Source organism: Williamsia sp. 1135 (genome assembly GCF_002095395.1).
In the GTDB taxonomy this organism is placed as follows: domain Bacteria; phylum Actinomycetota; class Actinomycetes; order Mycobacteriales; family Mycobacteriaceae; genus Williamsia.
This window is the reverse complement of record NZ_MJEI01000076.1, coordinates 1-24238: the sequence shown is the minus strand read 5'-3', so window position 1 is coordinate 24238 and position 24238 is coordinate 1. Positions and strand designations below refer to the sequence as shown.

Sequence of the window (24238 nt, the reverse complement as noted above, 5' to 3'; positions counted from 1 at the left end):
ACCCGACCGGTGCTCATTTGTCAGGCGCTCAGTCGTCGGCCGCTCGCACGTGCTCGAGCAGGGCCGGTAGACCTCGGCCCGCGGTGGTCTGCAGGAAATGCGTGACCGATGAGCTCAGCGGTGTCGGATCCGGGTTGATCTCGATCACCGGGATGCCTGCGGCCAGAGCCCGTTCCGGAAGTGAGGCGGCCGGATACACCAGGCCCGATGTCCCCACGACGATCAGCAGGTCGCATCCGGCCGCCGCATCGGCGGCGCGGTCCCAGGCATCCTGAGGTAGCGGTTCCCCGAACCACACCACGCCCGGCCGGACGGGGGAGAGGCACCGCGGGCACGCGGGCGGTTCGACGCGCAGGGTCTCGGTCGCCGTATCCGGGTCGGCATCGGTGCCGTCGTAGGGGGTTCCGCAGTTGGAACACCGCGGCGCGAAGAGACTGCCGTGCAAGTGTGCGGACACGGAGCTGCCCGCACGCTCGTGGAGATCATCGACATTCTGGGTGACGACCATCAGGGTTCGCCGCTGCGCCCACTGCGCCAGTGCGCGGTGGCCCGCGTTGGGTTCAGCGCCGCGGACGAGCCGGGCGCGCCACTGGTACCAAGCCCAGACGAGCGCGGGGTCGGCCGACCACGCCTCGGGCGTCGCGAGCTCGGTGGGGTCGAAGCGCTCCCACAATCCGGTCTCGGCGTCGCGGAAAGTGGGGACGTTGCTCTCGGCCGACATGCCCGCACCCGAGCACACGGTCACCCAGTGCGCCCCGCGGACCAGCGCGGCGACGGCCGGGTCAAGGGGTGTCGCGCCCATGGGCGTCAGGATCCCTGCAGTTCGGAACGCAGGATCTCGGCCGTACCCGGCAGGTCGTTGTCGCGCCTGGTGAGCAAACTCTTGGCGAGGACCAGCTTGTCCCCGTTGTGTCGCGGCACCACGTGCAGATGTGAGTGGAAGACGGTCTGGAAGGCAGCGCGGCCGTCATTGACGAGCAGGTTGACTCCGTCCGCGGCGATCGCCGATGCGCGCTGGGCGGCGGCGACACGCTGGCCGGCCTGGAACAGTTTGCCGCCCTGATCGGGGCTCAGTTCGGCGAGGTTGGCGGCGTGGCGCTTGGGGATCAGCAGCGTGTGGCCGGGTCGTACCGGACGGATGTCGAGAAAGCCGAGAACGTCGTCGTCCTCGTAGACGACGTGGGCCGGAGAGCTTCCGGCGACGATCGCGCAGAAGACGCAGTCACTCATACATCCACCCTAATGCCGCGTCTTTCGACAGCCCGCTCACCGGGAGTGACAAATTCGTTTATCACGATTGCATAACGGTGCCGACAGTCCGTCATTTGCCCAGGTGAGCGCTCGTTCGGTCGGTGTGAACTGCTTGTTGAACTATTGTTTGCACTACTTTAGTAGTCGTTAGCACCTCTACGTCGAATGTTACTGACGGGTATACCCGCGGGTCACTTTGAAACATGAGGAAAACCTCATTTTTGTGTGCCAACATGGTGTTCGAGCGCATCTGGAGGGCGCGGGCAATGTTGCCCGTCGGTCGAGATGAAACGTAGTGGGCTGCACAGGGATTCGCAACGCGAATCGCTCGGTCCGCCAGCGGGTGAGAATCTCCGGGATGCGCCGCCCACAGACAGCGCGGTCCTCACATCCGCAGAAACACACGCAACCAGCTACATGAGGGAGCCTCGTGACCATTCACCAGTTCCGCACCGGATCCGAAGAAAACTCTGCTTGGGCCACCCGGCCCGATGGATCCCTGATCGACCGACTGCGGGATGGTGAGTCGTACGCAGTGAGCTTCGGTGGACAGGGCGGCCCCTGGCTGCCCGTTCTCGCCGAGTTGGTCATCGACGCCGATCTCGATCGCAGCACTGCCAAGATCGTCGAAGCCGCCGAGCGGCTCATCGAGCCGGTGGCCGACCGCTTGTCCGCAGTACGCCCCGACGGATTCCATCCGTTGAGCTGGGTGCGCGCCTACAACGCTGAAGAGGTCACTCCATCCGACGCCGCGCTGGCTGCCGCTCCCGTCTCCGTGCCTGGCATCCTGCTCGCCCAGTTGGCTGCTGTGAGCGCCACGCGCAAGCAGGGTCTCGACCTCGCCGCGATGCCTCCCGTCGCCGCCATCGGACATTCGCAGGGGGTTCTCGCCACCGAGGCGATCAAGGCCGCCACCATCGAGAGTGGGCTGGGTGACGGAGCGCTGCTGGCCGTCGCACATCTGATCGGTGCTGCAGGCGCACTGGTGGCTCGTCGGCGCGGCTTGACCGCCGAGGCCGCCGGAAGTCCGATGCTGTCGATCGCGAACGTCGACCCGGCCCGGATCCAGACACTGGTCGACGACTACGCCCGGACGCTGCGCGAAGGCGACCGCGAGTCGGCCCCCGTCCTCTCCATTCTCAACGGTCGCCGCTCAGTGGTTCTGTCGGGCGCTCCCCGCCACCTCGCCGCGTTCGTCGCCCAGTGCGAGACCATCGCCGCAGCCGAGGCAGCCGAGCGCAAGAAGAAGACCACCGGCGGTTCCGCCTTCGCGCCTGTCTTCGACCCCCTCGCGGTGTCGATCGCGTTCCATCATCCCGCGCTGGACGCCGCGGCCGATCTGGTCGCCGAATGGGCACAGGCCTGCGACATCGATCCGGTGGCCGCGCGCCGCCTGGCCGCAGCCGTGCTCGTCGACCGCGTCGACTGGGTGGATGCACTCGACGACGTCGTGAGCGCCGGCGCCAAGTGGATCCTCGATCTGGGCCCCGGCGATGTCGCCACTCGCCTCAGCGTTCCCGTGGTTCGCGGCCAGGGTGTCGGACTCATCTCGGTGAGCCAGCGCGGCGGCCAGCGCAACCTGTTCGCCCCCGGCGGTATCCCCGACGTGCAGCGTCCGTGGAGCAGCTACAGCCCGCGCATCGTCGAATTGCCGGACGGACGCCAGGTCGTGGAGACCTCGTTCACCCGGTTGACCGGGCGTTCCCCGATGCTGCTCGCCGGCATGACGCCGACCACCGTCGACCCCGCCATCGTCGCGGCCGCCGCGAACGCAGGCCACTGGGCCGAGCTCGCCGGCGGCGGTCAGGTGACCGAAGGGATTTTCGCCGACAACATCGCCAAGCTGACCGAGCTGCTCGAGCCCGGTCGCCAGGCGCAGTTCAACACGTTGTTCCTCGACCCGTACCTGTGGAAACTGCAGATCGGTGGCAAGCGTCTGGTGCAGAAGGCGCGCGCGAACGGCGCCCCCATCGACGGCGTCATCGTCTCGGCAGGAATCCCTGAGCTCGACGAGGCGGTTGCCCTGGTCTCCGAGCTCGCCGAGGCCCAGATTCCCTACGTCTCGTTCAAGCCCGGCACCATAGGCCAGATCCGTTCGGTGATCCGGATCGCGGCCGAGGTTCCCCACTACCCCGTGATCGTCCAGATCGAGGGTGGCCGCGCGGGTGGACACCACTCCTGGGAGGACCTCGATTCGCTGCTGCTGGCGACCTATGCCGAGCTGCGGGCGCGGCCCAACGTCGTCATTTGCGTCGGCGGCGGCATCGGCACCGCCGAGCGCGCCAGCGAGTACCTCACCGGCGTCTGGTCCGCGGCACACGACTACCCGCTGATGCCGCTCGACGGCATCCTGGTGGGTACTGCCGCGATGGCGACCAAGGAAGCAACCACCTCACCCGCGGTCAAGGAACTGCTCGTCAACACCCCGGGCTGCGACGAGTGGATCGGCGCCGGCTACGCCACCGCCGGAATGGCCTCGGGCCGAAGCCAGCTCGGCGCCGACATCCACGAGGTCGACAACGCCGCATCGCGGTGTGGCCGCCTGCTCGACGAGGTGGCAGGCGATGAGGACGCCGTGGCCGAGCGCCGCGACGAGATCATCGAGGCCCTGACCGGAACCGCGAAGCCGTACATCGGCGATGTGGCGCAGATGACCTACCGGCAGTGGCTCGACCGTTACGTCGAGCTCGCCGTCGGAGAGGCCACCGGACCCGACACCTGGGTCGACATCACCTGGCGCCAGCGCTTCATCGACATGCTGCAGCGCGCCGAGGCCCGCCTGAACGATGCCGATCGCGGCCAGATCCCGACGCTGTTCGGGCACACAGCGGCCACCGACAACCCCGGTGCTGCCATCGACGCGCTCGTCGCGGTGTACCCGGCTGCGGACACCGACGTGCTGCACCCGGCCGACCTGCTCTTCTTCCTCGAGCTCTGCCGTACGCCCGGCAAGCCCGTCAACTTCGTGCCCGTCATCGACAAGGACGTGCGGCGCTGGTGGCGCAGTGACTCGCTGTGGCAGGCACACGATGCTCGCTATGGCGCGGACGAGGTCTGCATCATCCCGGGTCCTGTCGCCGTTGCCGGCATCACCCGCGTCGACGAGCCGGTGGGCGAACTGCTCGACCGCTTCGAAGCACAGGTCGTCACCGATCTCCACGGAATCGGTTCCGAGCCTTTTGCGATCAGCGCACGGCTGCGCGCCGGACTGGTTGATGTCGACGGTGTCCTCGGCAGCGCGATCGAGGCTCTCAGCGTCCAGTGGTCGGGCCGGCTCGTGCCCAACCCGATTGTTCAGTTGGGTGATCGCGATGCGTGGGAGTTCCCGTCCACCGAGCGTGGCGAACACGAACCGACCGGTGCCGTGCTGGAGCGCACCGAAGACGGTGTGCTGCTGAGCGTGCCGATCGGTAAGGCCACGGTCTCGATCCCGATGATCGTCGACAACTCGATCTTCGACGGTGGAGCACCCACGGTGACCGTCGATGCCGCGGCCGGCGCCATGCGTCAGCTCCTGGCCGTCGCCGCAGGCGGATCGCTGGCAGAGGTGACCGATGGCAGCGCAACGCGCACCGCCACCTGGGATCCCGACCTCGTCGCCGACCACGCGGCCGTCACCGCCTACACCCTGCCTGAGCATCTCAGCGCCTCGATTCCCCAGGGCGTCACCGGTTTCGCCAATCCGGACACGCTGGTCGGCCTGTGCTGGCCCGCTGTGTTCAGCGTTATCGGTGCGGCAACCACCACTGATGGCGCGCCTGTCGTGGAAGGCTTGCTCGACCTGGTCCACCTCGATCACGTGGCGACGACGTTGGCCGAGCTGCCCCGCACGAAGGCCGAGTTCACCGTCATCGCCGCGTTGTCCGATGTGACCGACACCGACCTCGGTCGGGTCGTCACCGTCGATGTCACCATCGCAGAAGGTGACCGCGAGGTCGCCACCATGACCGAGCGCTTCGCGGTTCGCGGACGCACCGGCAGTGGCGAACTGAGCGACCCGAAGCGGGCGGGCGGTGCACTGAGCGCCCGCACCGGCGAAGCCACCCGCAAGAAGATCCGCCAGGCGACCATCACGGCGCCGTCGCGGATGAACGGGTTCGCGCTGGTTTCAGGTGACCACAACCCCATCCACACCGATCTGTCGGCTGCGAAGATGGCCGGTCTGGGCAGTCCCATCGCCCACGGGATGTGGCTCTCGGCGGCCGCGCAGCACGTGGTGACCGCCACCGACGCGAAGAACCCCGTCCCGGTGCCGCGCGCACTGACCGGTTGGACCGCCCGCTTCTTGGGGATGGTCCGTCCGGGAGACGAGGTCACCGTCCGCGTCGACCGCGTCGGCATGGACGCCGGTCGCGACGTCATCGAGGTCAGCGCCAAGGTGGGTGACCTGCTGGTCATGAACGCCACCGGCCTGCTGGCCCCGGCGAAGACCGTGTATGCCTTCCCCGGCCAGGGCATCCAGAGCAAGGGCATGGGTCTCGACGCCCGCTCGCGCTCGAAGGCCGCCCGCAAGATCTGGGACCGCGCAGACAAGCACACCCGCGATGCACTGGGCTTCTCGATCCTGGCAGTGGTGCGCGACAACCCGACCACGCTGTCGGCCGGTGGTACCACCTACCAGCACCCTGACGGCGTCCTGTTCCTCACCCAGTTCACCCAGGTCGCCATGGCGACACTCGGCGTCGCGCAGATCGCCGAGCTCAAGGAATCCGGCGCATTCGTCGAGAACGCCATCACCTGTGGTCACTCGGTCGGCGAGTACAACGCGCTGGCTGCGTGCGCGGGCGTTCTCCCGCTGGAGGCCGTCCTCGAGGTCGTGTTCCAGCGCGGCGAGGCCATGCATCACCTGGTTCCTCGAGATGCCAAGGGCCGCAGCGACTACCAGATGGCTGCCATTCGGCCGAGCCAGTTCGGTCTGGCTGACGACGACGTCATCGACTTCGTTGCCGAGATCGGTGAGCGTACGGGAGACTTCGTCGAGGTCGTCAACCTCAACCTGCTCGGCTCGCAGTACGCGATCGCCGGCACGGTCAAGGGCCTCGAAGCCCTCGAAGCCGAGATCGAGATCTTGCGGGCGAAGACCGGCGGCAAGCGCTCGTTCATCGTCATCCCCGGCATCGACGTGCCGTTCCACTCCACGGTGCTGCGGGCCGGCGTGCCGGATTTCCGGCTCCGTCTGCAGGACCTGCTGCCCGAGCACATCGACCCCGAGATCCTGGTGGGACGCTACGTCCCCAACCTGGTGCCCCGGATGTTCAACCTCGGCCGTGACTTCGTCCAGGAGATCGCCGATCTCGTGCCGTCGGATCCGCTCAACGAGGTTCTCGCCGACTGGGATGCGTGGAGCGCCAAGCCCGGTGAGCTGACCAGGGTGATCCTCGTCGAGCTGCTGGCCTGGCAGTTCGCCAGCCCGGTTCGCTGGATCGAGACGCAGGACCTGCTGTTCACGCCCGCCGAACGCGGCGGCGCGGGCATCGAACGGTTCGTGGAGGTCGGCGTCAAGTCGGCTCCGACGCTCAGCGGTCTGGCGGGGAACACGCTCAAGCTCGACGACTACGCGCAGTCCGCTGTGCAGATCCTCAACATCGAGCGCGATTCCGACGTCATCCTGGCCAAGGACACCGCGCCCGATGTGGACGAGGACGACGCGACCGACGAGGCACCAGCGGCAGAAGCCTCCCCGGCCACCGAAACCGCCACCGCTGCACCGGCTCCGGTCGCTGCGCCGGTCGATTCGGGACCACGTCCCGACGACATCTCCTTCACCCCGGCTGACGCCGTGGACGCGGTGATCGCGCTGTGGACCAAGATCCGCATCGATCAGATCGGGACGGCCGACACGATCGAGGCACTGTGCGACGGCGTCTCGTCGCGGCGCAACCAGCTGCTGCTCGACATCGGCGGCGAATTGGGTCTCGGTGCCATCGACGGCGCCGCGGAGGCCGAGATGCCTGCGCTCGCCTCGACCGTGAACGCACTCGCCCGCGGCTACAAGCCGTTCGGTTCGGTGCTGACCGATGCGATCGGCGACCAGATCCGCAAGGTCTTCGGACCGGTCAACAAACGCGCGTCGTACATCGAGGACCGGGTCACCTCGGTCTGGCAGCTCGGACCCGGCTGGGCGCTTCACACCAGCCTCGCGGTCGCCCTCGGCAGCCGCGACGGCGTGAGTGTTCGCGGCGGCGACCTCGGCGATCTGATCTCCGCTGCCCCGGCCAACACCGACGCGATCGATGCATTGATCGACGCTGCGGTCTCGAAGGTCGGTTCCAACAAGGGCATCTCGGTGTCGAAGCCGGCAGTCGGCGGAGGCGGCGGTGGCGGCACCGTCGACGCTGCAGCCCTCGGTGAGTTGACCGAGCAGTTCATCGGTCGCTCGGGTGCCCTGGCCTCCGCTGCACAGACGATCCTGACCAAGCTGGGTCTGGCCGACGAGCAGGAAGTCGGCGCCCCGGCCGAAGACAACACCGCAGTCCTCGAACGCGTCAGCGCGGAACTCGGTTCGGATTGGCTCAGGGTCGTGGCTCCGGCATTCGACGAGCGCTGCGCGGTGCTCATCGACGACCGGTGGGCCAGTGCCCGCGAGGATCTCGCCCGGATCTGGCTCGACGACGAACACGTCGTCGACAACGATTTCTACGACATCAGCGCCCGCTTCATCGGCGCCGGCGAGACGGTGTGCCACCAGGCTTCCTGGTGGCAGGGCAAAGCGCTGGCGAACGGACATCGGGTGCATGCCCGGGTCTACGCCCAGATCGCCCATGCGGCACAGGATCCGCAGCCCGATACCTATGCCAAGGACATCGCGGTCGTGACCGGCGCCAGCAAGGGTTCGATCGCCGCCGCGGTGGTCGAGCAGTTGCTGGCAGGCGGGGCGACAGTGGTGGCCACCACCTCGCGACTCGACGACAACCGGTTGGCGTTCTTCAAGGCGCTCTACCGGCGGAGTGCTCGCGGCGACGCGGCGCTCTGGGTCGCCCCGGCGAACCTCTCGTCGTACACCGATGTCGACGAGTTGATCGAGTGGATCGGCAGTGAGCAGACCGAGAACCTCGGTGGCAAGACCGGAGTCGTCAAACCTGCCCTCAAGCCGACCCTGCTCTTCCCGTTCGCGGCACCGCGGGTCGCCGGTGACCTCACCGACGCCGGTGCTCGCGCCGAACTGGAGATGAAGGTCCTGCTCTGGTCGGTCGAGCGGCTGATCGCCGGTCTCGGCGACATCGCGGCCGATCACCATCTCGCGGCACGACTGCACGTGGTGCTCCCGGGTTCACCGAACCGCGGAATGTTCGGCGGAGACGGCGCCTACGGCGAGTCCAAGGCGGCTCTCGACGCGCTCGTGAAGCGTTGGAGCGCCGAGGATTCCTGGAACTCGAAGGTCACTCTGGCGCATGCCCTCATCGGCTGGGTCAAAGGCACCGGACTGATGGGAAGCAACGACGGACTGGTCGAAGCGGTCGAGGCCGCGGGCGTCAGGACCTGGTTGACGAGCGAGATGGCGACGGAGTTGCTCAAGGCCGTCACCCCGGACAGCCGTCAGCAGGCGCGCACCGAGCCGATCCAGCTGGATCTGACCGGTGGGCTCGCGGACGCCACGCTCGACATGAAGGCGCTGGCGCGGGCTCAGGCCGATGCGGTCGCACGCACGGAGGACGACGACACCGACGACGAGCCGACGCTGGCAGCTCTGCCCGCACCGGCCCGCGCACCTGAGTCGACCACCCCGAACTGGGGCGAGATCGATGCCCGGCCGGAAGACCTGGTCGTCATCGTCGGTGCCGGCGAACTCGGCCCGTACGGCAGCTCGCGGACCCGTTTCGAGATGGAGGTCGAGGACGAACTGTCGGCCGCCGGTGTCCTCGAATTGGCGTGGAGCACCGGGCTCATCGTCTGGGAGTCCACTCCGAAGCCGGGCTGGTATGACGCCGAGACGTCGGATCCCGTGGCGGAGGCGGACATCGCCGATCGCTATCACGACGCGGTCGTCGAGCGCTGCGGAATCCGGAAGTACGCGGATGACGGCGACATGATCGACAACACCTCGCCGTTGCTCACGTCGGTGTTCCTCGACGACGACCTCACTTTCACGGTGTCGTCGGAGACCGAGGCCAGGGCGTTCCAGTCGTCGAGCCCCGACAAGACGAAGATCAAGGTCGACGGCGAGAGCGGCGAGTGGCAGGTGACCCGCCTGGCGGGCACCGAGATTCGTGTCCCGCGTCGGTTCAACCTGACGCGCACCGTCGGTGGTCAGATCCCGACCGGCTTCGATCCCACCCGATGGGGTGTGTCAGCCGACATGGCCGAGTCGGTGGACCGGGTCGCGCTGTGGAACCTGATCGCCACCGTGGACGCGTTCCTGGCCTCGGGCTTCGAGCCGTCGGAACTGATGCGCTGGGTGCACCCCGGACTGGTCGCCAACACTCAGGGCACCGGTATGGGCGGCATGACCTCCATGCGCTCGCTCTACCTCGACACGTTCACCGGTGAGGCCAAGGCGAACGACATCCTGCAGGAGGCACTGCCGAACGTCGTTGCGGCGCACGTCGTCCAGTCGTACATCGGCAGCTACGGCGCAATGATCCACCCGGTCGCCGCCTGCGCAACCGCCGCTGTGTCGGTGGAAGAAGGCGTCGACAAGATCAAACTGGGCAAGGCTTTGTTCGCGGTCGCAGGTGGGTTCGACGATCTCGGCATCGAGGGCATCGTCGGATTCGGTGACATGTCCGCCACCGCAGAGTCGGCGAAGATGGAAGCACAGGGCATCGACGCCCGCCGCTTCTCCCGCGCCAACGATCGCCGTCGCGGCGGCTTCGTCGAATCGCAGGGCGGCGGCACGATCCTGCTGGCCCGTGGTGATGTCGCGGCCGAGATGGGTCTGCCCGTGCTCGGTGTGGTCGGCTGGGCGCAGAGCTTCGGTGACGGTGTCCACACCTCCATCCCGGCGCCAGGTATCGGTGCCTTGGGAGCGGCTCGCGGACAGAAGGATTCCGGCTTCGCCAAGTCGCTGCGTCAACTGGGTGTGAGCCCCGACGATGTGGCGTTGGTGTCCAAGCACGACACCTCCACCAAGGCGAACGATCCCAACGAGGCGAATCTGCATGAGCGCCTTGCCGAGGCGCTCGGCCGTAGCGAGGGTGCGCCGCTGTTCGTGGTGTCACAGAAGTCGCTCACCGGACACGCCAAGGGTGGTGCCGCGGCCTTCCAGCTCATCGGGCTGTGCCAGGTTCTGCGCGACGGGGTCATCCCGCCGAACCGCAGTCTGGACTGTGTCGACGAGGCGATGGAGGAGTACAAGCACCTCGTCTGGCCAACCGCCCCGTTGCGTTTCGGAAAGCGGTTCGCGCTCAAGGCCGGTCTGCTGACCAGCCTCGGGTTCGGGCACGTATCCGGTCTGATCGCGGTGGTCCATCCGGAAGCCTTTGTCGCAGCCCTGGATCCGGCGCAACGTGAGCAGTACCGGGCGGCCGCGGCCGAACGGTCACGACTCGGCCAGCAACGTCTGCTCGAGGCCATGTTCGGTGGCAAGCCGGCTTACCAGCGTCCGCCGAACCGCCGGTTCGACGACAGCGCCTACGAGGGCGATCAGGAAGCGGCCATGCTGCTCGACGGTGACGCGCGGTTGTCGGCGACGGGTCATTACGGCGCCGGTGCATGAGCGTCTGCCACCCAAATATGGGAATGTCTGACGTATGACGGTAATCGGAGTGGGGATCGACCTCGTGTCGATCCCCGGCTTCGCCGAGCAGTTGAAGCAACCGGGCACCACGTTCGCGGACCGGTTCACGGTGGGGGAGCGGCGCGACGCCGCGTCCGGCACCGGCAGCGAGGCGAGGCATCTGGCAGCCCGGTGGGCGGCGAAGGAAGCGGTCATCAAGGCATGGTCGGTCAGCCGGTTCGCGCGTAAACCGTTGCTGCCCTTGATTCGCCACGGCGATATCGAGGTGGTGACCGATACGTGGGGCCGGCCGGCCATCAGACTCGGCGGCGAGATCGGAGACCTGCTGAAGGGCACGGTCGTCCACGTCTCCCTGACCCACGACGGTGACATGGCCGGAGCGGTCGCGATCATCGAGGAAGCGCCACCGGAGAGCTGAGAAGTCAGCGGCTGTTCTCGGGGTCCTCGAGCATCATGTACCGACCGAGCATGAGCTTGAGCTCCGCGACGGTGTCGGTGTGGTTCTGACCTTCCTGCACCGAGAAGCTCAACAGTGAATACGCCGTGTGCACCAGCAGTTCGGACATCAGCGCTCGGCGGCTGCGCTCGGGCGTCAACGGGGCGATGATCCGGGCGACCAATGCCGCCAGTGCCTTTTCGTGCACCGTGGCGGTCGCACGCGTCGCCGGGGTCGATTGCACCGCGAGCCACACCGCGCGCCTCGACGGATCGTCGTGCCACAACTGCGCCAGGTGATCGATGAACTTCTCGAGCAGGCGTGGCCAGTCCAGCGACGGGACCTCCGCCGCGAAGGTTGCCAGTTCGCTCTGCACGCCGGTGGCGTCCTGGCGATCGAGTTCGCAGACCACCACGTATTTGTTGGCGAAGTATTGGTAGAGCGTGCCGATGGGGACGTCGGCGCGTTGCGCGATGTGCTCGCAGGTGAGCGACTCGAACCCGACCTCGATCAGCAGATCTCGCGCCGCCGCCAGCATCGCGTCGAAACGCAATTGGCTGCGCTGCTGGGTCGGCCGTTTCCGGGGTACCAACGGCTCTGAACTGAGCAGCCGCGACGCCCCCGGCTTCAGGGCATCGCGAGTCCCGGTACCGGGTTCGGAGTGCACCTGTGCCATGGGGGTCGCACGCTTTCGGATCAGACGGCGAGGTCGCGGCGGAGTTTCGCCACGTGGCCTGTTGCCCGCACGTTGTACTGGGCGAGTGCGATCTTGCCGTCGGCATCGACCAAGAACGTCGACCGGATGACCCCGGTGACCGTCTTGCCGTACATCTTCTTCTCCCCGAAAGCACCCCACGCGGTCAGCACGGACTTGTCGACGTCGGACAGCAGCGGGAACGTCAGTTCTTCCGCATCACGGAACTTGGCGAGCTTCGCCGGCTTGTCCGGCGAGATCCCGACGACATCGATGCCCTCGCCGCCGAGCTCGGCGAGGTTGTCGCGGAAATCGCACGCCTGTTTCGTGCAACCCGGGGTACTGGCCGCGGGATAGAAATAGACGATCACCTGCCGTCCGCGGAAATCGTCCAGCGAGACGGTGTTGCCGTCGGCGTCGGGGAGGGAGAAGCCTGGAGCGTTGTCGCCTACCGCGAGTCGTGTGTTCTCAGTCATCGTCTTCAGGCTAGCGGAGTGGGCAAACGTGTGGCGGAGCACTGCCGATCGCCGCGGTGAACTACCGTAGAGCCGATACTGACCGGCCGAACACGCACCTGGCCATCGGCGAGGCGGCGCAGCACTAGATGGAGGACCTGTGGGACGCGACACCGACGGAATCGAACGCGACATCGAGCGGGCCCGCGACGAACTCGCCGGCACCCTCGATGCCCTGGCCACCCGGGCCAGCCCTGCACGGCTGGCTGAGGACGCCAAGTCCACGGCGCTGACAACACTGCGCAAGCCCGCGGTCGCGGGATCGCTCATCGCGGTGGGTGTCGTCGTGCTGGCAGTCGTGATCAAGAAGATCGCGAGCTGATCAGACGAGTTCGTCGAATTGGGGGTCGCGATGTCGCGGCCCCCATTTTCAGCTCTGTGAAGGAGTGAATCCGCGTGCGCAGCAGCTTGTGTCGTCATTCGAGTAGATGAACTACTCAGTAGAACGAAAAAATCCCCGGAGCGTGCTCCGGGGATCTTTCTTCGTTGTGCGCCATCAGGGACTCGAACCCCGAACCCGCTGATTAAGAGTCAGCTGCTCTGCCAATTGAGCTAATGGCGCTCGTTCTTTCGAGTTGGAACGGTAGCAGGCCGAGCCCGAGAAATGAAAATCGCGTGGCGCGCGCGCCGTAAACCAGGGCTTTTGCGGTGTTTTGTGGTTCCCGGTTGTCCGGCTTTGCACGTAGACTCTCGCGCAGATGGTTTCTTGCCCGCGTCGTCGGGCCTTAGGCAGATGTTTGGAGTGAGATGGGGTTCCGGCAGGCCTCCATGGGCAGCAGGGTTGGCAAGCCCGCTGTCCTGGTGATTTTCCTCGTGACACTTGCGGGTGTCATGTCAGCGTGTTCGTCGGACCCGACTCCGCCGAAGTACAGCGACCAGGTGGTCAGCACGACACCGTTCGATGATCTCCTCCAGCCCGCGGTCGAGGTCACCGGGTTCGCAGACAAGCCGGTCGTGGACGGCGACGTCGGGTTCGCGCCCGGTGCACCGGTCAAGGTCACCGCCAAAGACGCCCGCCTGACGGACGTCACGATCACGAACGCAGGCGGAACCCCGGTCCAGGGAACCCTCTCGGAAGACAAGAAGACCTGGACCGTGCCGGCAGGCTCCTTTGGTTACAACAAGAAGTACACGCTCGTGGCCGACGCCAAGGGCATCGGCGGCAGCACGCAGTCGACGACCACGTTCACCACGAGTTCGCCGAACAACCTCACGCAGGCCTACCTGCTGCCGGAGAACAACTCGACCGTCGGCGTCGGGATGCCGGTCTCGATTCGTTTCGACGAGTCGATCCCGAACCGTAAGGCCGCGCAGGACGCGATCACCATCACGACCGATCCGCCCACCGAGGGTGCTTTCTACTGGCTCAGCGACACGGAGCTGCGCTGGCGGCCGGAGAACTACTGGAAGCCCGGCACAAAGGTGGACGTGGCTGTGAACACCTACGGGATCGATCTCGGTGACGGACTGTTCGGCCAGGAAAACCTGAAGACCAACTTCACCATCGGCCGTGAGCTCATCGCGACGGCCGACGACACCACCAAGACGATCACGGTCACCGAGAACGGCAATGTCATCAAGACGATGCCGACGTCGATGGGCAAGGACTCCACGCCCACCGACAACGGCACCTACATCATCGGTGACCGTCTCGACTCCATCGTGATGGATTCATCGACATACGGTGTGCCCGTCAACTCTTCGGCCGGCTACCGGCTCGACGTCGACTACGCGACCCAGATGTCCTGGAGCGGGATCTACATCCACTCCGCGCCGTGGTCGGTCTACGCGCAAGGTAGCGAGAACACGAGCCACGGCTGCCTGAACGTCAGCCCGGAGAACGCTCTCTGGTGGGTCCAGAACTCGCTGCGGGGCGACGTGATCACCGTCAAGAACACCGTTGGCCCGCAGCTGTCGGGTACCGACGGACTCGGCGACTGGAACATCCCGTGGGAGACCTGGAAGAGGGGCAACGCCTAGCCAGGTCCCGATCCGCTCCACTTTTGTCAATCCGCTCCGCTTCCAGAACCCTGGAAGCGGAGCGGATTGCTGTAGGTGGAGCGGATTTGCCTGTCGTGAATGAAAGAAGGCCTGCCCCGCGATGCGGGACAGGCCTTCTTGTCGGGGTGGACGACGGGACTCGAACCCGCGACAGCCAGAATCACAATCTGGTGCTCTACCAACTGAACTACGCCCACCATCGGTACCGCTAGCGGAACCAGGGACTTACTCTAGCGGCATGCCGGGCAGGAATTCCAATCGGTTATCTGGCCAGGCGAAATCATGCAGGACCGAGGGTTTTGGTGACCTCTTCGATCGCCGCCGACTCGGGTCCGGGCTGCGGCACAAAGGCTGTTGCCCGGTAGTACTTGAGCTCCCGGATGGACTCGCGGATGTCCGCCAGCGCCCGATGGGACAGGCCCTTCTCCGGCTGCCCGAAGTAGATCCGCGGGTACCAGCGCCTGCACAGCTCCTTGATCGAGCTGACGTCCACCATGCGGTAGTGGAGGTAGCCGTCGAGCTTGGGCATGTCCCGCGTGATGAAGCCCCGGTCGGTGGCGATCGAGTTGCCCGCCAAGGGGGCCACACCTGAGCTACCGATCTCCTTGCGGAGGTAGTCGAGGACCATCTTCTCGGCCTCTTCGACCGTCACCGTGGATTTGCGTACCTCTTCGGTGAGGCCCGAGGCCGCATGCATTTTCTTCACCACCGCAGGCATGGCAGCGAGGGCGTCGTCGTCGGCGTGGATGACCACGTCGACACCGTCCCCGAGGATGTTCAGTTCGCTGTCGGTGACAAGGGCTGCGATCTCGATGAGTTTGTCGCTGCCCAATTGCAGCCCGGTCATCTCGCAGTCGATCCACACAAGTTTGTCTTGCACCCTTGCACCTTAGTTCAGCGATAGTCTTTGCCAGCAGACAAGTCTCTCGAGAGGACCGTCCACGTGACCGAGCCAGTTTCCCCTGCCCGAGAGATCGCGGCCGGTTATGCCACCGACGGGGCCGCTCTCGAGCTGGGAACGGTCGTCGTCGAGGGCATGGCCGATCCGTCGGCGAAGGTTCGGATTCCGCTGGCGATGATGAATCGCCACGGGTTGATTGCCGGGGCGACCGGCACCGGCAAGACCAAGACACTCCAGGTCATCGCCGAACAGCTCTCGGCCGCCGGGGTTCCGGTGGTGATGGCCGACATCAAAGGGGATCTCTCCGGGCTGAGCCGGCCGGGCACCACCAACGACAAGGTGGCCTCCAGAGCTGCCGACACCGGCGACGACTGGACGCCGGCGGGTTCGACGGTGGAGTTCGTCTCGCTGGGCACCGAAGGCATCGGTGTACCGATCCGAGCCACGATCACGTCGTTCGGTCCGATCCTGCTGAGCAAGGTCCTGGGGCTCAACGCGACTCAGGAATCGGTTCTGGGTCTGATCTTTCACTGGGCGGACTCGCGGGGCCTGGCGCTGCTCGATCTGAAGGATCTGCGGGCGGTGATCGCGCACCTGCTCAGCGACGAGGGCAAGGCCGAACTCAAAGGCATCGGTGGGGTGTCTGCGGCGACGGCAGGGGTGATCCTGCGGGCGCTGACCAATCTGGAAGCAGATGGCGGCGACACCTTCTTCGGTGAGCCGGAGATCGACCCCTCCGATCTGCTGCGGGTGAATGCGGATGGGACCGGGGTGATCACGTTGTTCGAACTCGGGCAGCAGGCCGCGCGACCCGTGCTGTTCTCGACGTTCCTGATGTGGATCCTGGCGGACCTGTTCGAGTTCCTGCCCGAAGCCGGCGACATTGACAAGCCCAAGTTGGTGTTCATCTTCGACGAATCCCACCTGCTTTTCACCGACTCCTCGAAGGCATTCGAAGAGCAGGTGGTGCAGACGGTCAAGCTGATCCGCTCGAAAGGCGTCGGGGTCTTCTTCTGCTCACAGCAGCCCACCGACATCCCCAACGAGGTGCTCTCTCAGCTTGGTGCCCGGATCCAGCACGCGCTACGCGCCTTCACCCCCGACGATCAGAAGGCACTGTCCAAGACGGTCCGGACGTATCCGACCACCAAGACCTACGACCTCGAAGAGGCTCTGACGTCGCTCGGCACCGGTGAGGCGATCGTGACCGTCCTGTCGGAGAAGGGCGCGCCGACGCCCGTGGCCTGGACGATGCTGCGCGCTCCGCGGTCGTTGATGGACACCATCGGGCCCGATGCGATCACGGCAGCCGCAACGGCGAGTGGACTGCAGGCCAAGTACGGACCGACGATCGACCGGGAATCCGCCTACGAGAAGCTGAACGCGAAAGTCCTTGTGGAACAGGCTGCGCCGCAAGCTTCGGCGCCGGTCCCGACGGCGAAGAAGGAGAAGGAAGAGCCCGGGATGGTGCAGGAGGTGCTCGGAAATTCCGCTGTGAAGAGTTTTCTGCGCTCCGCGGCGTCGGCGGCCGGACGAGAGATCACGAGGTCGATCTTCGGAACGGCGCGGCGCAAGCGATGAATCAGTCGCCGAACTTGCGGTAGAACCGGCCGACGATGGGTGCTGTCAGGTTTCTGGGAATGTAGCCGCCGGCGACAGACATCGACTTCGACAGCACGCCCGGGACAACGCGCATCTTGTTGCGCTCGAGGGCGTCGAGGCTCGACTTCGCGACATACTCGCTCGAGTTCCACAGAAAGTCTGGGACCACACGGTCGACGATGCTGGCTTCTTCGGGGGTGGGCGTCTGGGTCCGGACTGGCCCGGGAGCGAGCAGCGTGACGTGGACACCGTGGGCGGCGACCTCGCCGCGCAAGGATTCGGACAGGCTGTTCACGAAGGCCTTGGACGCCGCGTACGTTGCGTTGTTGGGAATGGGCATGTTTCCTGCTGCCGATCCCACCATCAGGATCCCGCCGGATCCCCGCTTCACCATCTGAGGAATCACGGCGAGCGTGAGGTCGTGCACTGCAACGGCGTTGAGGCGGACCTGCGCCCGCTCGTATTCCGCATCGAGCTCGGCCAGGGGGCCGAAGGTGGCAATCCCCGCGTTGTTGCACAGGATGGAGACCTCGCGACCGGCCAGCACGTCGCACAGCGCAGCAGTGGCTTCGGGGTCAGACAGGTCGGTAGCCATCACCTCGACCTCGACGCCGAATTGTTCTGCGAGATCGACGGCGGTGGCCAGCAGAATCTCTTCACGGCGTGCCACGAGGATCAGTGAATGACCACGGCGGGCCAATTCGATGGCGAGAGCTTCACCGATTCCCGATGAGGCCCCGGTGACCACGGCCCTGGCCGACGATGACGGTGCTGGAATACCCATGGCGCAGATCGTAACCGGCCGTGCATGCGCTGGAGAAGGCCTCCGAGGGGTATCTGCCTCGGAGGCCTCCTGATGGCCCTCTGTCAGCGGAATCAGACGATACTCGCCGCGACCTCGGTTCCCTGGCGGATCGCGCGCTTCGCGTCGAGTTCTGCGGCGACGTCGGCCCCGCCGATGACGTGGGTGTTGACGCCGCCCAGAGTCAACGGATCGACGAGATCGCGCACCGATTCCTGACCTGCGCAGACCACCACGGTCTCGACGTCGAGAATTCGGTGGATGCGCTCGCCACCCTCTTCCTTGGGCGCGAAGCTCAGGTGCAGACCTGCGTCGTCGATCTTGTCGTAGCTGGCACCCGAGATCTGTTCCACGCCCTTCATCTTCACGGTCGCACGGTGCACCCAACCTGATGTCTTGCCGAGTGTCTTACCCTGGCGGCCGGGTTTGCGCTGCACCAAGAACACCGTGCGAACGGCGGGGGTGGGTCGTGGTCTACCGACGAAACCGGGGACGGTCAGATCGTCGGTGATGCCCCATTCGTGCTCCCACTCCTTGATGTTCAGGGTGGGGGAGTCGTCGACCGTCAAGAACTCCGTGACGTCGAAGCCGATACCCCCGGCGCCGATGACGGCGACGGTCTTACCGATTTCCTTGTGCCCCAGAACCGCTTCGGCGTAGGAGAGCACCTTGGGGTGATCGATACCCGGGATGTCGGGCATGCGCGGCGTCACGCCGGTGGCGACGACGACGTCGTCGAACTTCTGCGCGATGAGGTCATCGGCGCTCGCCCACGTGTTGAGGTGAACTTGCACTCCTGTGACCGTCAGTGCGGTGGTGAAGTACCGAATGGTCTCGGAGAACTCTTCTTTGCCCGGGATTCGAGCGGCGATCGAGAACTGACCCCCGATGCTCGGACCTGCTTCGTAGAGATGGACTTCGTGCCCGCGTTTCGCGGCGGAGACTGCAGCGGCGAGTCCGGCCGGACCCGCTCCGACGACCGCGACCCGCTTGGACCGCTTGGTGAGGCCGAGGGTGAGTGTGGTCTCGCGGCCTGCCCGCGGGTTGAGCAGGCACGACACCTTCTTACCGACGAACGCATGGTCGAGGCAGGCCTGGTTGCAGGCGATGCAGGTGTTGATCTCGTCGCCACGGCCCTCTTTGGCCTTGTTCGCGAACTCTGGGTCGGCCAGCAGCGGCCGCGCCATCGAGATGGCATCCACCCGGCCGCCTTCGAGGATCTGCTCGCCGAGTTCGGGGGTGTTGATGCGGTTGGAGGCGATCAACGGTATCGACACCTCTTCGCGAAGTCGCTCGGTGTAGCTGACGAAGGCACCGCGCGGGACCGAAGTGACGATGGTCGGGACCTGCGCCTCGTGCCAGCCGATGTCGGTGTTGATGGCGTCGACACCGTGTTGCTCGAGTTTGCGTGCGAGCAGGGCGATCTCGTCCCACGTCTGGCCGTCCTTGACCAGATCGGCGATGGACTGGCGCATGATGACCATGAAGTCGGGTCCGACTCGCTTGCGGATCTCTTTGACGATCTCGACGACGATTCGCTGGCGATTCTCGGTGTTGCCGCCCCATTTGTCGGTGCGATTGTTGGTACGAGTGCACAGGAAGGTGTTCAGCAGGTAGCCCTCGCCGCCCATGATCTCGATGCCGTCGTAACCTGCGTCCTGCGCGAGCTTCGCGCAACGGCCGAACGACCAGATTGCATGTTTGATGATCGCGTTGGTCATCTTGATCGGCTGGAACGGGTGAACCGGTGACTTCTCCCAGCTCACACCGAACTTGAACGGCGTGTACCCGTAACGGCCGGCATAGAGGACCTGCATCGCGATCTTGCCGTCTTCTTTGTGCACGGCGTTGGTCAGCCGGCGATGCCGGATCACGTCGATCTTGTTGGTCAGTTTGCCGCCGAATGGCATGAGCAGGCCGGCGCGGGTCGGGGCGATGCCGCCGGTGATGATGAGTCCCGCTCCGCCGCGAGCGCGCTCGGCGTAATAGGCGGCGAGTTTGTCGACGTCCCAGATCCGGTCCTCGAGGCCGGTGTGCATCGAACCCATGATGACGCGGTTCTTCAGTTCGACCTTGTTGATCGTCAACGGTTCGAACAACTTCGGGTATGGACTAGTCATGTGAGACCTTTCTTCGTCCGCGGGGGCTGGCCGCGATGTTCAGACTTCAGGCGTTCGGCTGACAACACTCTCGAGTGCGCCGATCACTTCGTCGCACCACTCGATGAATCCGGCCTCGATGCGCACGCCGCCGCGCAACACGAGGTACTGCTTGAGCTTGCGCAGATTCAGGGAATCGGGATCGGGGTAGTCGTCTTTCTCGAATTCTTGGTAGAGGCGCAGGCGCTCTTCGTGGAGTGCGCGGTGACGCCGTAGTTCGGCGATGAGATCGGGGAGATCGGCGGCTTCGGCGGCGCGGATCTTCACGCCCAATTCGTCGCGTAACTGGCGGGGTTCGGTAGGGGAGCTGACCCATTCCCGCAGAGCCACAAGGCCTTCCGCGGACAACGTGTAGACCTTCTTGTCCGGCCTTCCGTCTTGCGCGACCGATTCGTAACTGACCAATCCATCGGCGTGCAGCTTTTTGAGCGTTCGGTAGATCTGCTGATGGGTGGCAGACCAGAAGTGGCCGATCGACCGGGTGAATTGCTGACCGATCTCGTAACCGGTCCCGGGTCGCTCTGCCAGCGAGGTCATGATCGCGTGTTCGAGGGCCACGGCAGCACCATACCAATGCAACAGGGCACTATGCAACAGTGTTCATATGCCCGGAGTGCATAGTCCGATCGGTTACTCCTACGCGGCGACCAGGTCATGCAGCTGGGCCTCGACCCGGCTGGCCGATGACCTGGTTCGCGTTGACGATCTGACGCTCACCGGTGGGGCCACCGATGTGTGCCGATGGCCGGTCGGGGTGGTGACGGTCACCGAGTGTCGGCCACCCCCTGGCGACTTGCCCTCGGAATGCCAACCCGGTGACTGTTTGGCGTGATTGCATCGTTCACACAGGCCCTGGCCGTTCTCGCCCGTGGTCGGACCGCCGCGAGCGTGTGGTTCGACGTGGTCGATATGTCGGATCGGAGCGTCGCAGAACGGTGTTCGGCAGGTTTGGTCACGAAGCTGGATCAGAAGTGCGAGGGCTTTGGGGAACGTGCGCGCGACTGATTCCATCGCGACCAGGGCGCCTGTTGCAGGTCGGGCGTAGAGCCGACGCAACGCGAGTTCGGTGTCGCGCCCGGCGGCGGTGGCGATGAGTTGGCGCGCGATCTCGGCAGGGATGGGTCCGTAGTCCTGGACATGTGCCGCGCCGTTCGTCTTGCCCATCAGCGCAGAGTCCGACAACACCAGGTTCACCGTGACGGGAGGTCCGTCGACTGCGGTGCATCCGGTGACTCGCTCGAACAGGACGTCGGCCATGATCTGATCTCGCGAGCGTCCATCCCCCTCGGCGGTGTGGAGGTCGGCGGCACGGCGTAGCGCAGCGACCACCCCGACTCCTTTGGCGACTGGCAGCAAGGCGGTGACCGAGGCCATGCAATCAGGTGCGGGGCGTGAGGTGACCCTGCGGTCTTTCTCGGCTTTGCCGACCCGGGCGACCACTGCGTGTGGATCGAGCTCATACGCCAGGGCTTTCGCTCGCGCCTCGAGTCTCTTGTCCCCGATCCCGTGGAGGGCAGCTGGATCGCGGCACAGTTCCGCGTCGATGGCCTGTCGGTCGGTGAGGTCGAGGTACGCGGTTTCCCTGACGAGAATGGTGGCGCGCCATTCCGAGAGCAGGCCGGATCGGAGCGCGGCCATCGTGTGGGGCATCTCGTCGACCAGGGCGCGGGCGAAGCCCAGCATCCGACTCCCACGGCTGGGTGAGACGCGCGCGGCGAGTCCGACCTCTGAGGCCACTCCCATTCCGACCTTGTTCTCCGGAAGTCCCTGGGCGCGATGCTCTGCGCGGCGTTTGACATTCAGATTCATGACCGCGCCGGCTTGCGCCGCCGCACACGATGCCTTGAGTTCTTCGAGGGCCGTGAGCTGTTCAACTGACTCCGTCGGCGATACGTCGAAGTCCAACTCTTGCAACTGCGTTCGCAGCAGGGATACCTCTTGTATGCCGATCATGCCGCCCCCCGATGTTCAGATCGAATCTTTGTTCGAAGTGTAGATCAGGGGTGTGACAGCTCGCGGGCGCAAAAGGGTCGGCGGTCAGGACACCGCGTGATGGTGCTCGATGATGCGGACCTCGTCGGTCCGTTCACAGGTGGCGTAGCCGCGGCGCTTGGCGAACAGTTCCCAGGATGGGCGGTTCGGGTCGGTGGGAAGGTCGATGGAGCTGCCGTCACCGAACTCGAGATGTAGTGCGCCATGATCGTCGCACTCGGCTACGTCGCAGTGGTGGCCGAGCATGGTGAAAATGGGGCGCTGCTCGGGAATCACCTGTGCGGGATCGATGTCGTCATGGTCGATGCCGCGCCCGCCGACCGGTGGTGAGGTGAGTGAGAACGGCCACCCACAACACCAGCTCGTGGTGACCGTTGAAGAACAGGGTCAGATTGTCGTCGAACGTCAGGCGCTCGACGAAGTGGCCTTGTCTCCACAGTTGCATGGCAACCACCGTGTGGTGGACGTCACACTCGACGGTATACCCGCAGGCCGATCAGCGTCCCGATCTCGGAACGTAGTCACCAAAACGTGGTGCCCCCGGCAGGACTCGAACCTGCGACCTAGAGATTAGAAGGCTCTTGCTCTATCCACCTGAGCTACGGAGGCATGCCGGTGCAACCGGCGCGAGTGAGTATATCGGCCCCGGCTCGAGCGGGCGGACGCAAGTCACACCGGCGCGGTGCCTACCCTGAAAGAGTGAGTACGCCGAGCGCCGATTCGATCGACATCCGCCGTAGCGCCGCGGCGAGCATCGGCTGGGTGCTGGCCTGGGTTGCGGCCGCCGTCGCCATTGCTGTCACTGCCATCTCCGCGAGCAAGGCACTGGACCTGGCCGGCGTCGGTGACCCGGGCGCGCTGACACGCTACGGGCTGCCCACCGTGCAGACGATCGGCGAGATCGGTGCCGTGGTGGCCGTGGGCGGGGCGCTGTTCGCAGCGTTCTTCGTTCCGCCGCAATCCGACGGGATTCTCGACGTCGGCGGGTACCGCGCAATCCGGTTCGCATCGGTGGGAGCGTTGGTCTGGGCGATCGCGGCACTGCTCATGATCCCGCTGACCATCTCAGATGCGTCCGGCTTCCCGTTGTCGGAGACCCTGACTGTCGACCGCATGACCACCGCCTTCGACCAGGTGGCCGACGCGCGATCATGGTTGTGGACGGCGATCTTCGCTCTGATCTGCGCAATCGTCGCCCGGATCGCGTTGCGATGGACCTGGACCCTCATCACTTTGCCTTTGGCGTTGCTGACGCTGATGCCGATAGCCATCGCGGGGCATTCTTCGACCGGCGGAAGTCACGATGTCGCCACCAACAGCCTGATCCTGCACATCGTCGGCGCCTGCCTGTGGATGGGTGGCCTGTTCGCTCTGCTGGCCTACGCACGCGGGGGCGGGCAGTTCACCGCGCTCGCGGCCCGGCGATATTCGCGGGTGGCTTTCTGGTGCTTCATCGTCGTCGGCGCCAGCGGTGTCATCAACGCTCTCGTTCGCGTGCACATCGATCAACTCTTCACCGAGACGTACGGGCAACTGGTGCTCGCCAAACTCTCCGCGTTGGTGATCCTCGGCGGGTTCGGCGCCTGGCATCGTCGCACGACCATCCCGGCCTTGACCGGCGGCGACGAGCGTAAGCCGTTCGTCAGATTCGCATTCGTCGAGCTACTCGTGTTTGCGGCGACCTTCGGTATCGCAGTCGGTCTCTCGCGTACTCCGCCGCCTGCCAACGTCAACCCGGCGGACATGCCGGCCGCCGAACTCGTGCTCGGATATCGGATCGACGAAGCGCCGACCTTCGGGAGCCTGCTGACCGATTGGCGCTTCGACCTGTTGTTCGGAACCTTGGCGATCGCGATGGCCGTCGTCTATCTGCGGGGAGTGATCAGGCTCCGTCGTCGCGGCGACGCGTGGCCGATCGGCCGCACGATCGCCTGGATGCTGGGCTGTGCGGCGCTGTTGTTCGCCACGTCGTCCGGGCTGGGCAAATACGCCCCTGCGCTGTTCAGCATGCACATGATCGCGCACATGGTGCTGTCGATGCTGGTGCCGGTGCTTCTCGTACTCGGTGGTCCGGTCACCTTGGCGCTCAGAGCGTTGGCACCGGCCGGGCGCGGCGCACCGCCGGGACCCCGGGAATGGATTCTGGCGCTCCTGCACAGTCCGTTCTCGAAGTTCATGACCCACCCGCTGGTGGCGTCTGTACTGTTCG

At 65.6% G+C, this 24238-nt stretch carries 17 protein-coding genes and 3 tRNA genes; 6 read left to right on the top strand and 14 right to left on the bottom strand.

The annotated features are described in order from the left end of the window. Positions 1 to 28: 28 nt before the first annotated feature. The gene (locus tag BFL43_RS07400; RefSeq protein ID WP_084891935.1) at positions 29 to 802 is read right to left on the bottom strand and encodes an NAD-dependent deacylase; all 774 of its coding nucleotides are present in this window, start codon (positions 800 to 802) and stop codon (positions 29 to 31) included. 5 nt (positions 803 to 807) lie between these two features. Then, complete coding sequence (locus BFL43_RS07395) at positions 808 to 1230, bottom strand: HIT family protein (RefSeq protein WP_084891934.1); 423 nt, start codon at positions 1228 to 1230, stop codon at positions 808 to 810. A gap of 451 nt (positions 1231 to 1681) precedes the next feature. On the opposite strand from BFL43_RS07395, the gene BFL43_RS07390 reads away from it, so the two are divergent. Together BFL43_RS07390 and BFL43_RS07385 are read left to right on the top strand one after the other, a co-directional pair. Beyond that, positions 1682 to 10906, top strand: coding sequence for a type I polyketide synthase (locus tag BFL43_RS07390; RefSeq protein WP_084891933.1), 9225 nt, complete (start codon positions 1682 to 1684; stop codon positions 10904 to 10906). Positions 10907 to 10940: 34 nt separating this feature from the next. Then, entirely contained in the window at positions 10941 to 11345 is a 405-nt protein-coding gene (locus BFL43_RS07385; protein ID WP_084891932.1) for a holo-ACP synthase, read from the top strand. Positions 11346 to 11349: 4 nt separating this feature from the next. Here BFL43_RS07385 and BFL43_RS07380 read toward each other — a convergent pair whose 3' ends face one another. Together BFL43_RS07380 and bcp are read right to left on the bottom strand one after the other, a co-directional pair. Continuing rightward, the gene (locus tag BFL43_RS07380) at positions 11350 to 12039 is read right to left on the bottom strand and encodes a TetR/AcrR family transcriptional regulator (protein WP_084891931.1); all 690 of its coding nucleotides are present in this window, start codon (positions 12037 to 12039) and stop codon (positions 11350 to 11352) included. 20 nt (positions 12040 to 12059) lie between these two features. Next, the gene (gene bcp / locus BFL43_RS07375) at positions 12060 to 12533 is read right to left on the bottom strand and encodes a thioredoxin-dependent thiol peroxidase (RefSeq protein ID WP_084891962.1); all 474 of its coding nucleotides are present in this window, start codon (positions 12531 to 12533) and stop codon (positions 12060 to 12062) included. Positions 12534 to 12672: 139 nt separating this feature from the next. Between bcp and BFL43_RS07370 the strand changes: the two genes are divergently transcribed. Beyond that, the gene (locus BFL43_RS07370; RefSeq protein WP_084891930.1) at positions 12673 to 12894 is read left to right on the top strand and encodes a DUF3618 domain-containing protein; all 222 of its coding nucleotides are present in this window, start codon (positions 12673 to 12675) and stop codon (positions 12892 to 12894) included. A gap of 167 nt (positions 12895 to 13061) precedes the next feature. Here BFL43_RS07370 and BFL43_RS07365 read toward each other — a convergent pair. Next, a tRNA-Lys gene (locus tag BFL43_RS07365) sits at positions 13062 to 13134 on the bottom strand. Between the two features lie 206 nt (positions 13135 to 13340). Here BFL43_RS07365 and BFL43_RS07360 point away from each other — a divergent pair. Beyond that, on the top strand, positions 13341 to 14552 hold the full coding sequence (locus BFL43_RS07360; RefSeq protein WP_084891961.1) for an Ig-like domain-containing protein: 1212 nt from the start codon (positions 13341 to 13343) through the stop codon (positions 14550 to 14552). A 145-nt stretch (positions 14553 to 14697) separates the two neighbouring features. On the opposite strand, the gene BFL43_RS07355 is transcribed toward BFL43_RS07360, so the two are convergent. Together BFL43_RS07355 and orn are read right to left on the bottom strand one after the other, a co-directional pair. Continuing rightward, a tRNA-His gene (locus tag BFL43_RS07355) sits at positions 14698 to 14770 on the bottom strand. 83 nt (positions 14771 to 14853) lie between these two features. Next, positions 14854 to 15453, bottom strand: a complete 600-nt coding sequence (orn, locus tag BFL43_RS07350; protein ID WP_084891929.1) for an oligoribonuclease — start codon at positions 15451 to 15453, stop codon at positions 14854 to 14856. Between the two features lie 63 nt (positions 15454 to 15516). Between orn and BFL43_RS07345 the strand changes: the two genes are divergently transcribed. Continuing rightward, positions 15517 to 17055, top strand: coding sequence for a helicase HerA-like domain-containing protein (locus BFL43_RS07345; protein ID WP_084891928.1), 1539 nt, complete (start codon positions 15517 to 15519; stop codon positions 17053 to 17055). Between the two features lies 1 nt (position 17056). Here BFL43_RS07345 and cmrA read toward each other — a convergent pair whose 3' ends face one another. From cmrA to BFL43_RS07315, 7 genes are all read right to left on the bottom strand, one after another. After that, entirely contained in the window at positions 17057 to 17860 is an 804-nt protein-coding gene (cmrA, locus tag BFL43_RS07340) for a mycolate reductase (RefSeq protein ID WP_084891927.1), read from the bottom strand. A 92-nt stretch (positions 17861 to 17952) separates the two neighbouring features. Then, positions 17953 to 19998 carry an NADPH-dependent 2,4-dienoyl-CoA reductase gene (locus tag BFL43_RS07335; protein WP_084891926.1) on the bottom strand — a complete coding sequence of 682 codons (2046 nt, stop codon included), beginning with the start codon at positions 19996 to 19998 and terminating at the stop codon, positions 17953 to 17955. Between the two features lie 39 nt (positions 19999 to 20037). After that, positions 20038 to 20595: a PadR family transcriptional regulator gene (locus BFL43_RS07330; protein ID WP_084891925.1), complete on the bottom strand. Its 558-nt coding sequence runs from the start codon at positions 20593 to 20595 to the stop codon at positions 20038 to 20040. A gap of 78 nt (positions 20596 to 20673) precedes the next feature. Then, positions 20674 to 21990, bottom strand: a complete 1317-nt coding sequence (locus BFL43_RS07325) for an HNH endonuclease (protein ID WP_084891924.1) — start codon at positions 21988 to 21990, stop codon at positions 20674 to 20676. Positions 21991 to 22074: 84 nt separating this feature from the next. Further along, positions 22075 to 22320, bottom strand: a complete 246-nt coding sequence (locus tag BFL43_RS07320; RefSeq protein ID WP_240498119.1) for a DUF6188 family protein — start codon at positions 22318 to 22320, stop codon at positions 22075 to 22077. Positions 22321 to 22324: 4 nt separating this feature from the next. After that, entirely contained in the window at positions 22325 to 22474 is a 150-nt protein-coding gene (locus BFL43_RS28855; protein ID WP_168176553.1) for a hypothetical protein, read from the bottom strand. 87 nt (positions 22475 to 22561) lie between these two features. Continuing rightward, a tRNA-Arg gene (locus BFL43_RS07315) sits at positions 22562 to 22638 on the bottom strand. Between the two features lie 153 nt (positions 22639 to 22791). Here BFL43_RS07315 and BFL43_RS07310 point away from each other — a divergent pair. Then, a partial coding sequence (locus BFL43_RS07310) for a cytochrome c oxidase assembly protein (protein ID WP_084891960.1) occupies positions 22792 to 24238 on the top strand: 1447 nt, incomplete at its 3' end.

Bases quoted from the DNA above. Each gene is read 5' to 3' on its own strand.
- BFL43_RS07380 (WP_084891931.1), bottom strand. From the start codon at position 12,039: ATGGCACAGGTGCACTCCGAACCCGGTACCGGGACTCGCGATGCCCTG.
- BFL43_RS07385 (WP_084891932.1), top strand. From the start codon at position 10,941: ATGACGGTAATCGGAGTGGGGATCGACCTCGTGTCGATCCCCGGCTTC.
- BFL43_RS28855 (WP_168176553.1), bottom strand. From the start codon at position 22,474: ATGCAACTGTGGAGACAAGGCCACTTCGTCGAGCGCCTGACGTTCGAC.
- BFL43_RS07335 (WP_084891926.1), bottom strand. From the start codon at position 19,998: ATGACTAGTCCATACCCGAAGTTGTTCGAACCGTTGACGATCAACAAG.
- BFL43_RS07395 (WP_084891934.1), bottom strand. From the start codon at position 1,230: ATGAGTGACTGCGTCTTCTGCGCGATCGTCGCCGGAAGCTCTCCGGCC.
- BFL43_RS07325 (WP_084891924.1), bottom strand. From the start codon at position 21,990: ATGATCGGCATACAAGAGGTATCCCTGCTGCGAACGCAGTTGCAAGAG.
- BFL43_RS07360 (WP_084891961.1), top strand. From the start codon at position 13,341: ATGGGCAGCAGGGTTGGCAAGCCCGCTGTCCTGGTGATTTTCCTCGTG.
- BFL43_RS07400 (WP_084891935.1), bottom strand. From the start codon at position 802: ATGGGCGCGACACCCCTTGACCCGGCCGTCGCCGCGCTGGTCCGCGGG.
- bcp (WP_084891962.1), bottom strand. From the start codon at position 12,533: ATGACTGAGAACACACGACTCGCGGTAGGCGACAACGCTCCAGGCTTC.
- cmrA (WP_084891927.1), bottom strand. From the start codon at position 17,860: ATGGGTATTCCAGCACCGTCATCGTCGGCCAGGGCCGTGGTCACCGGG.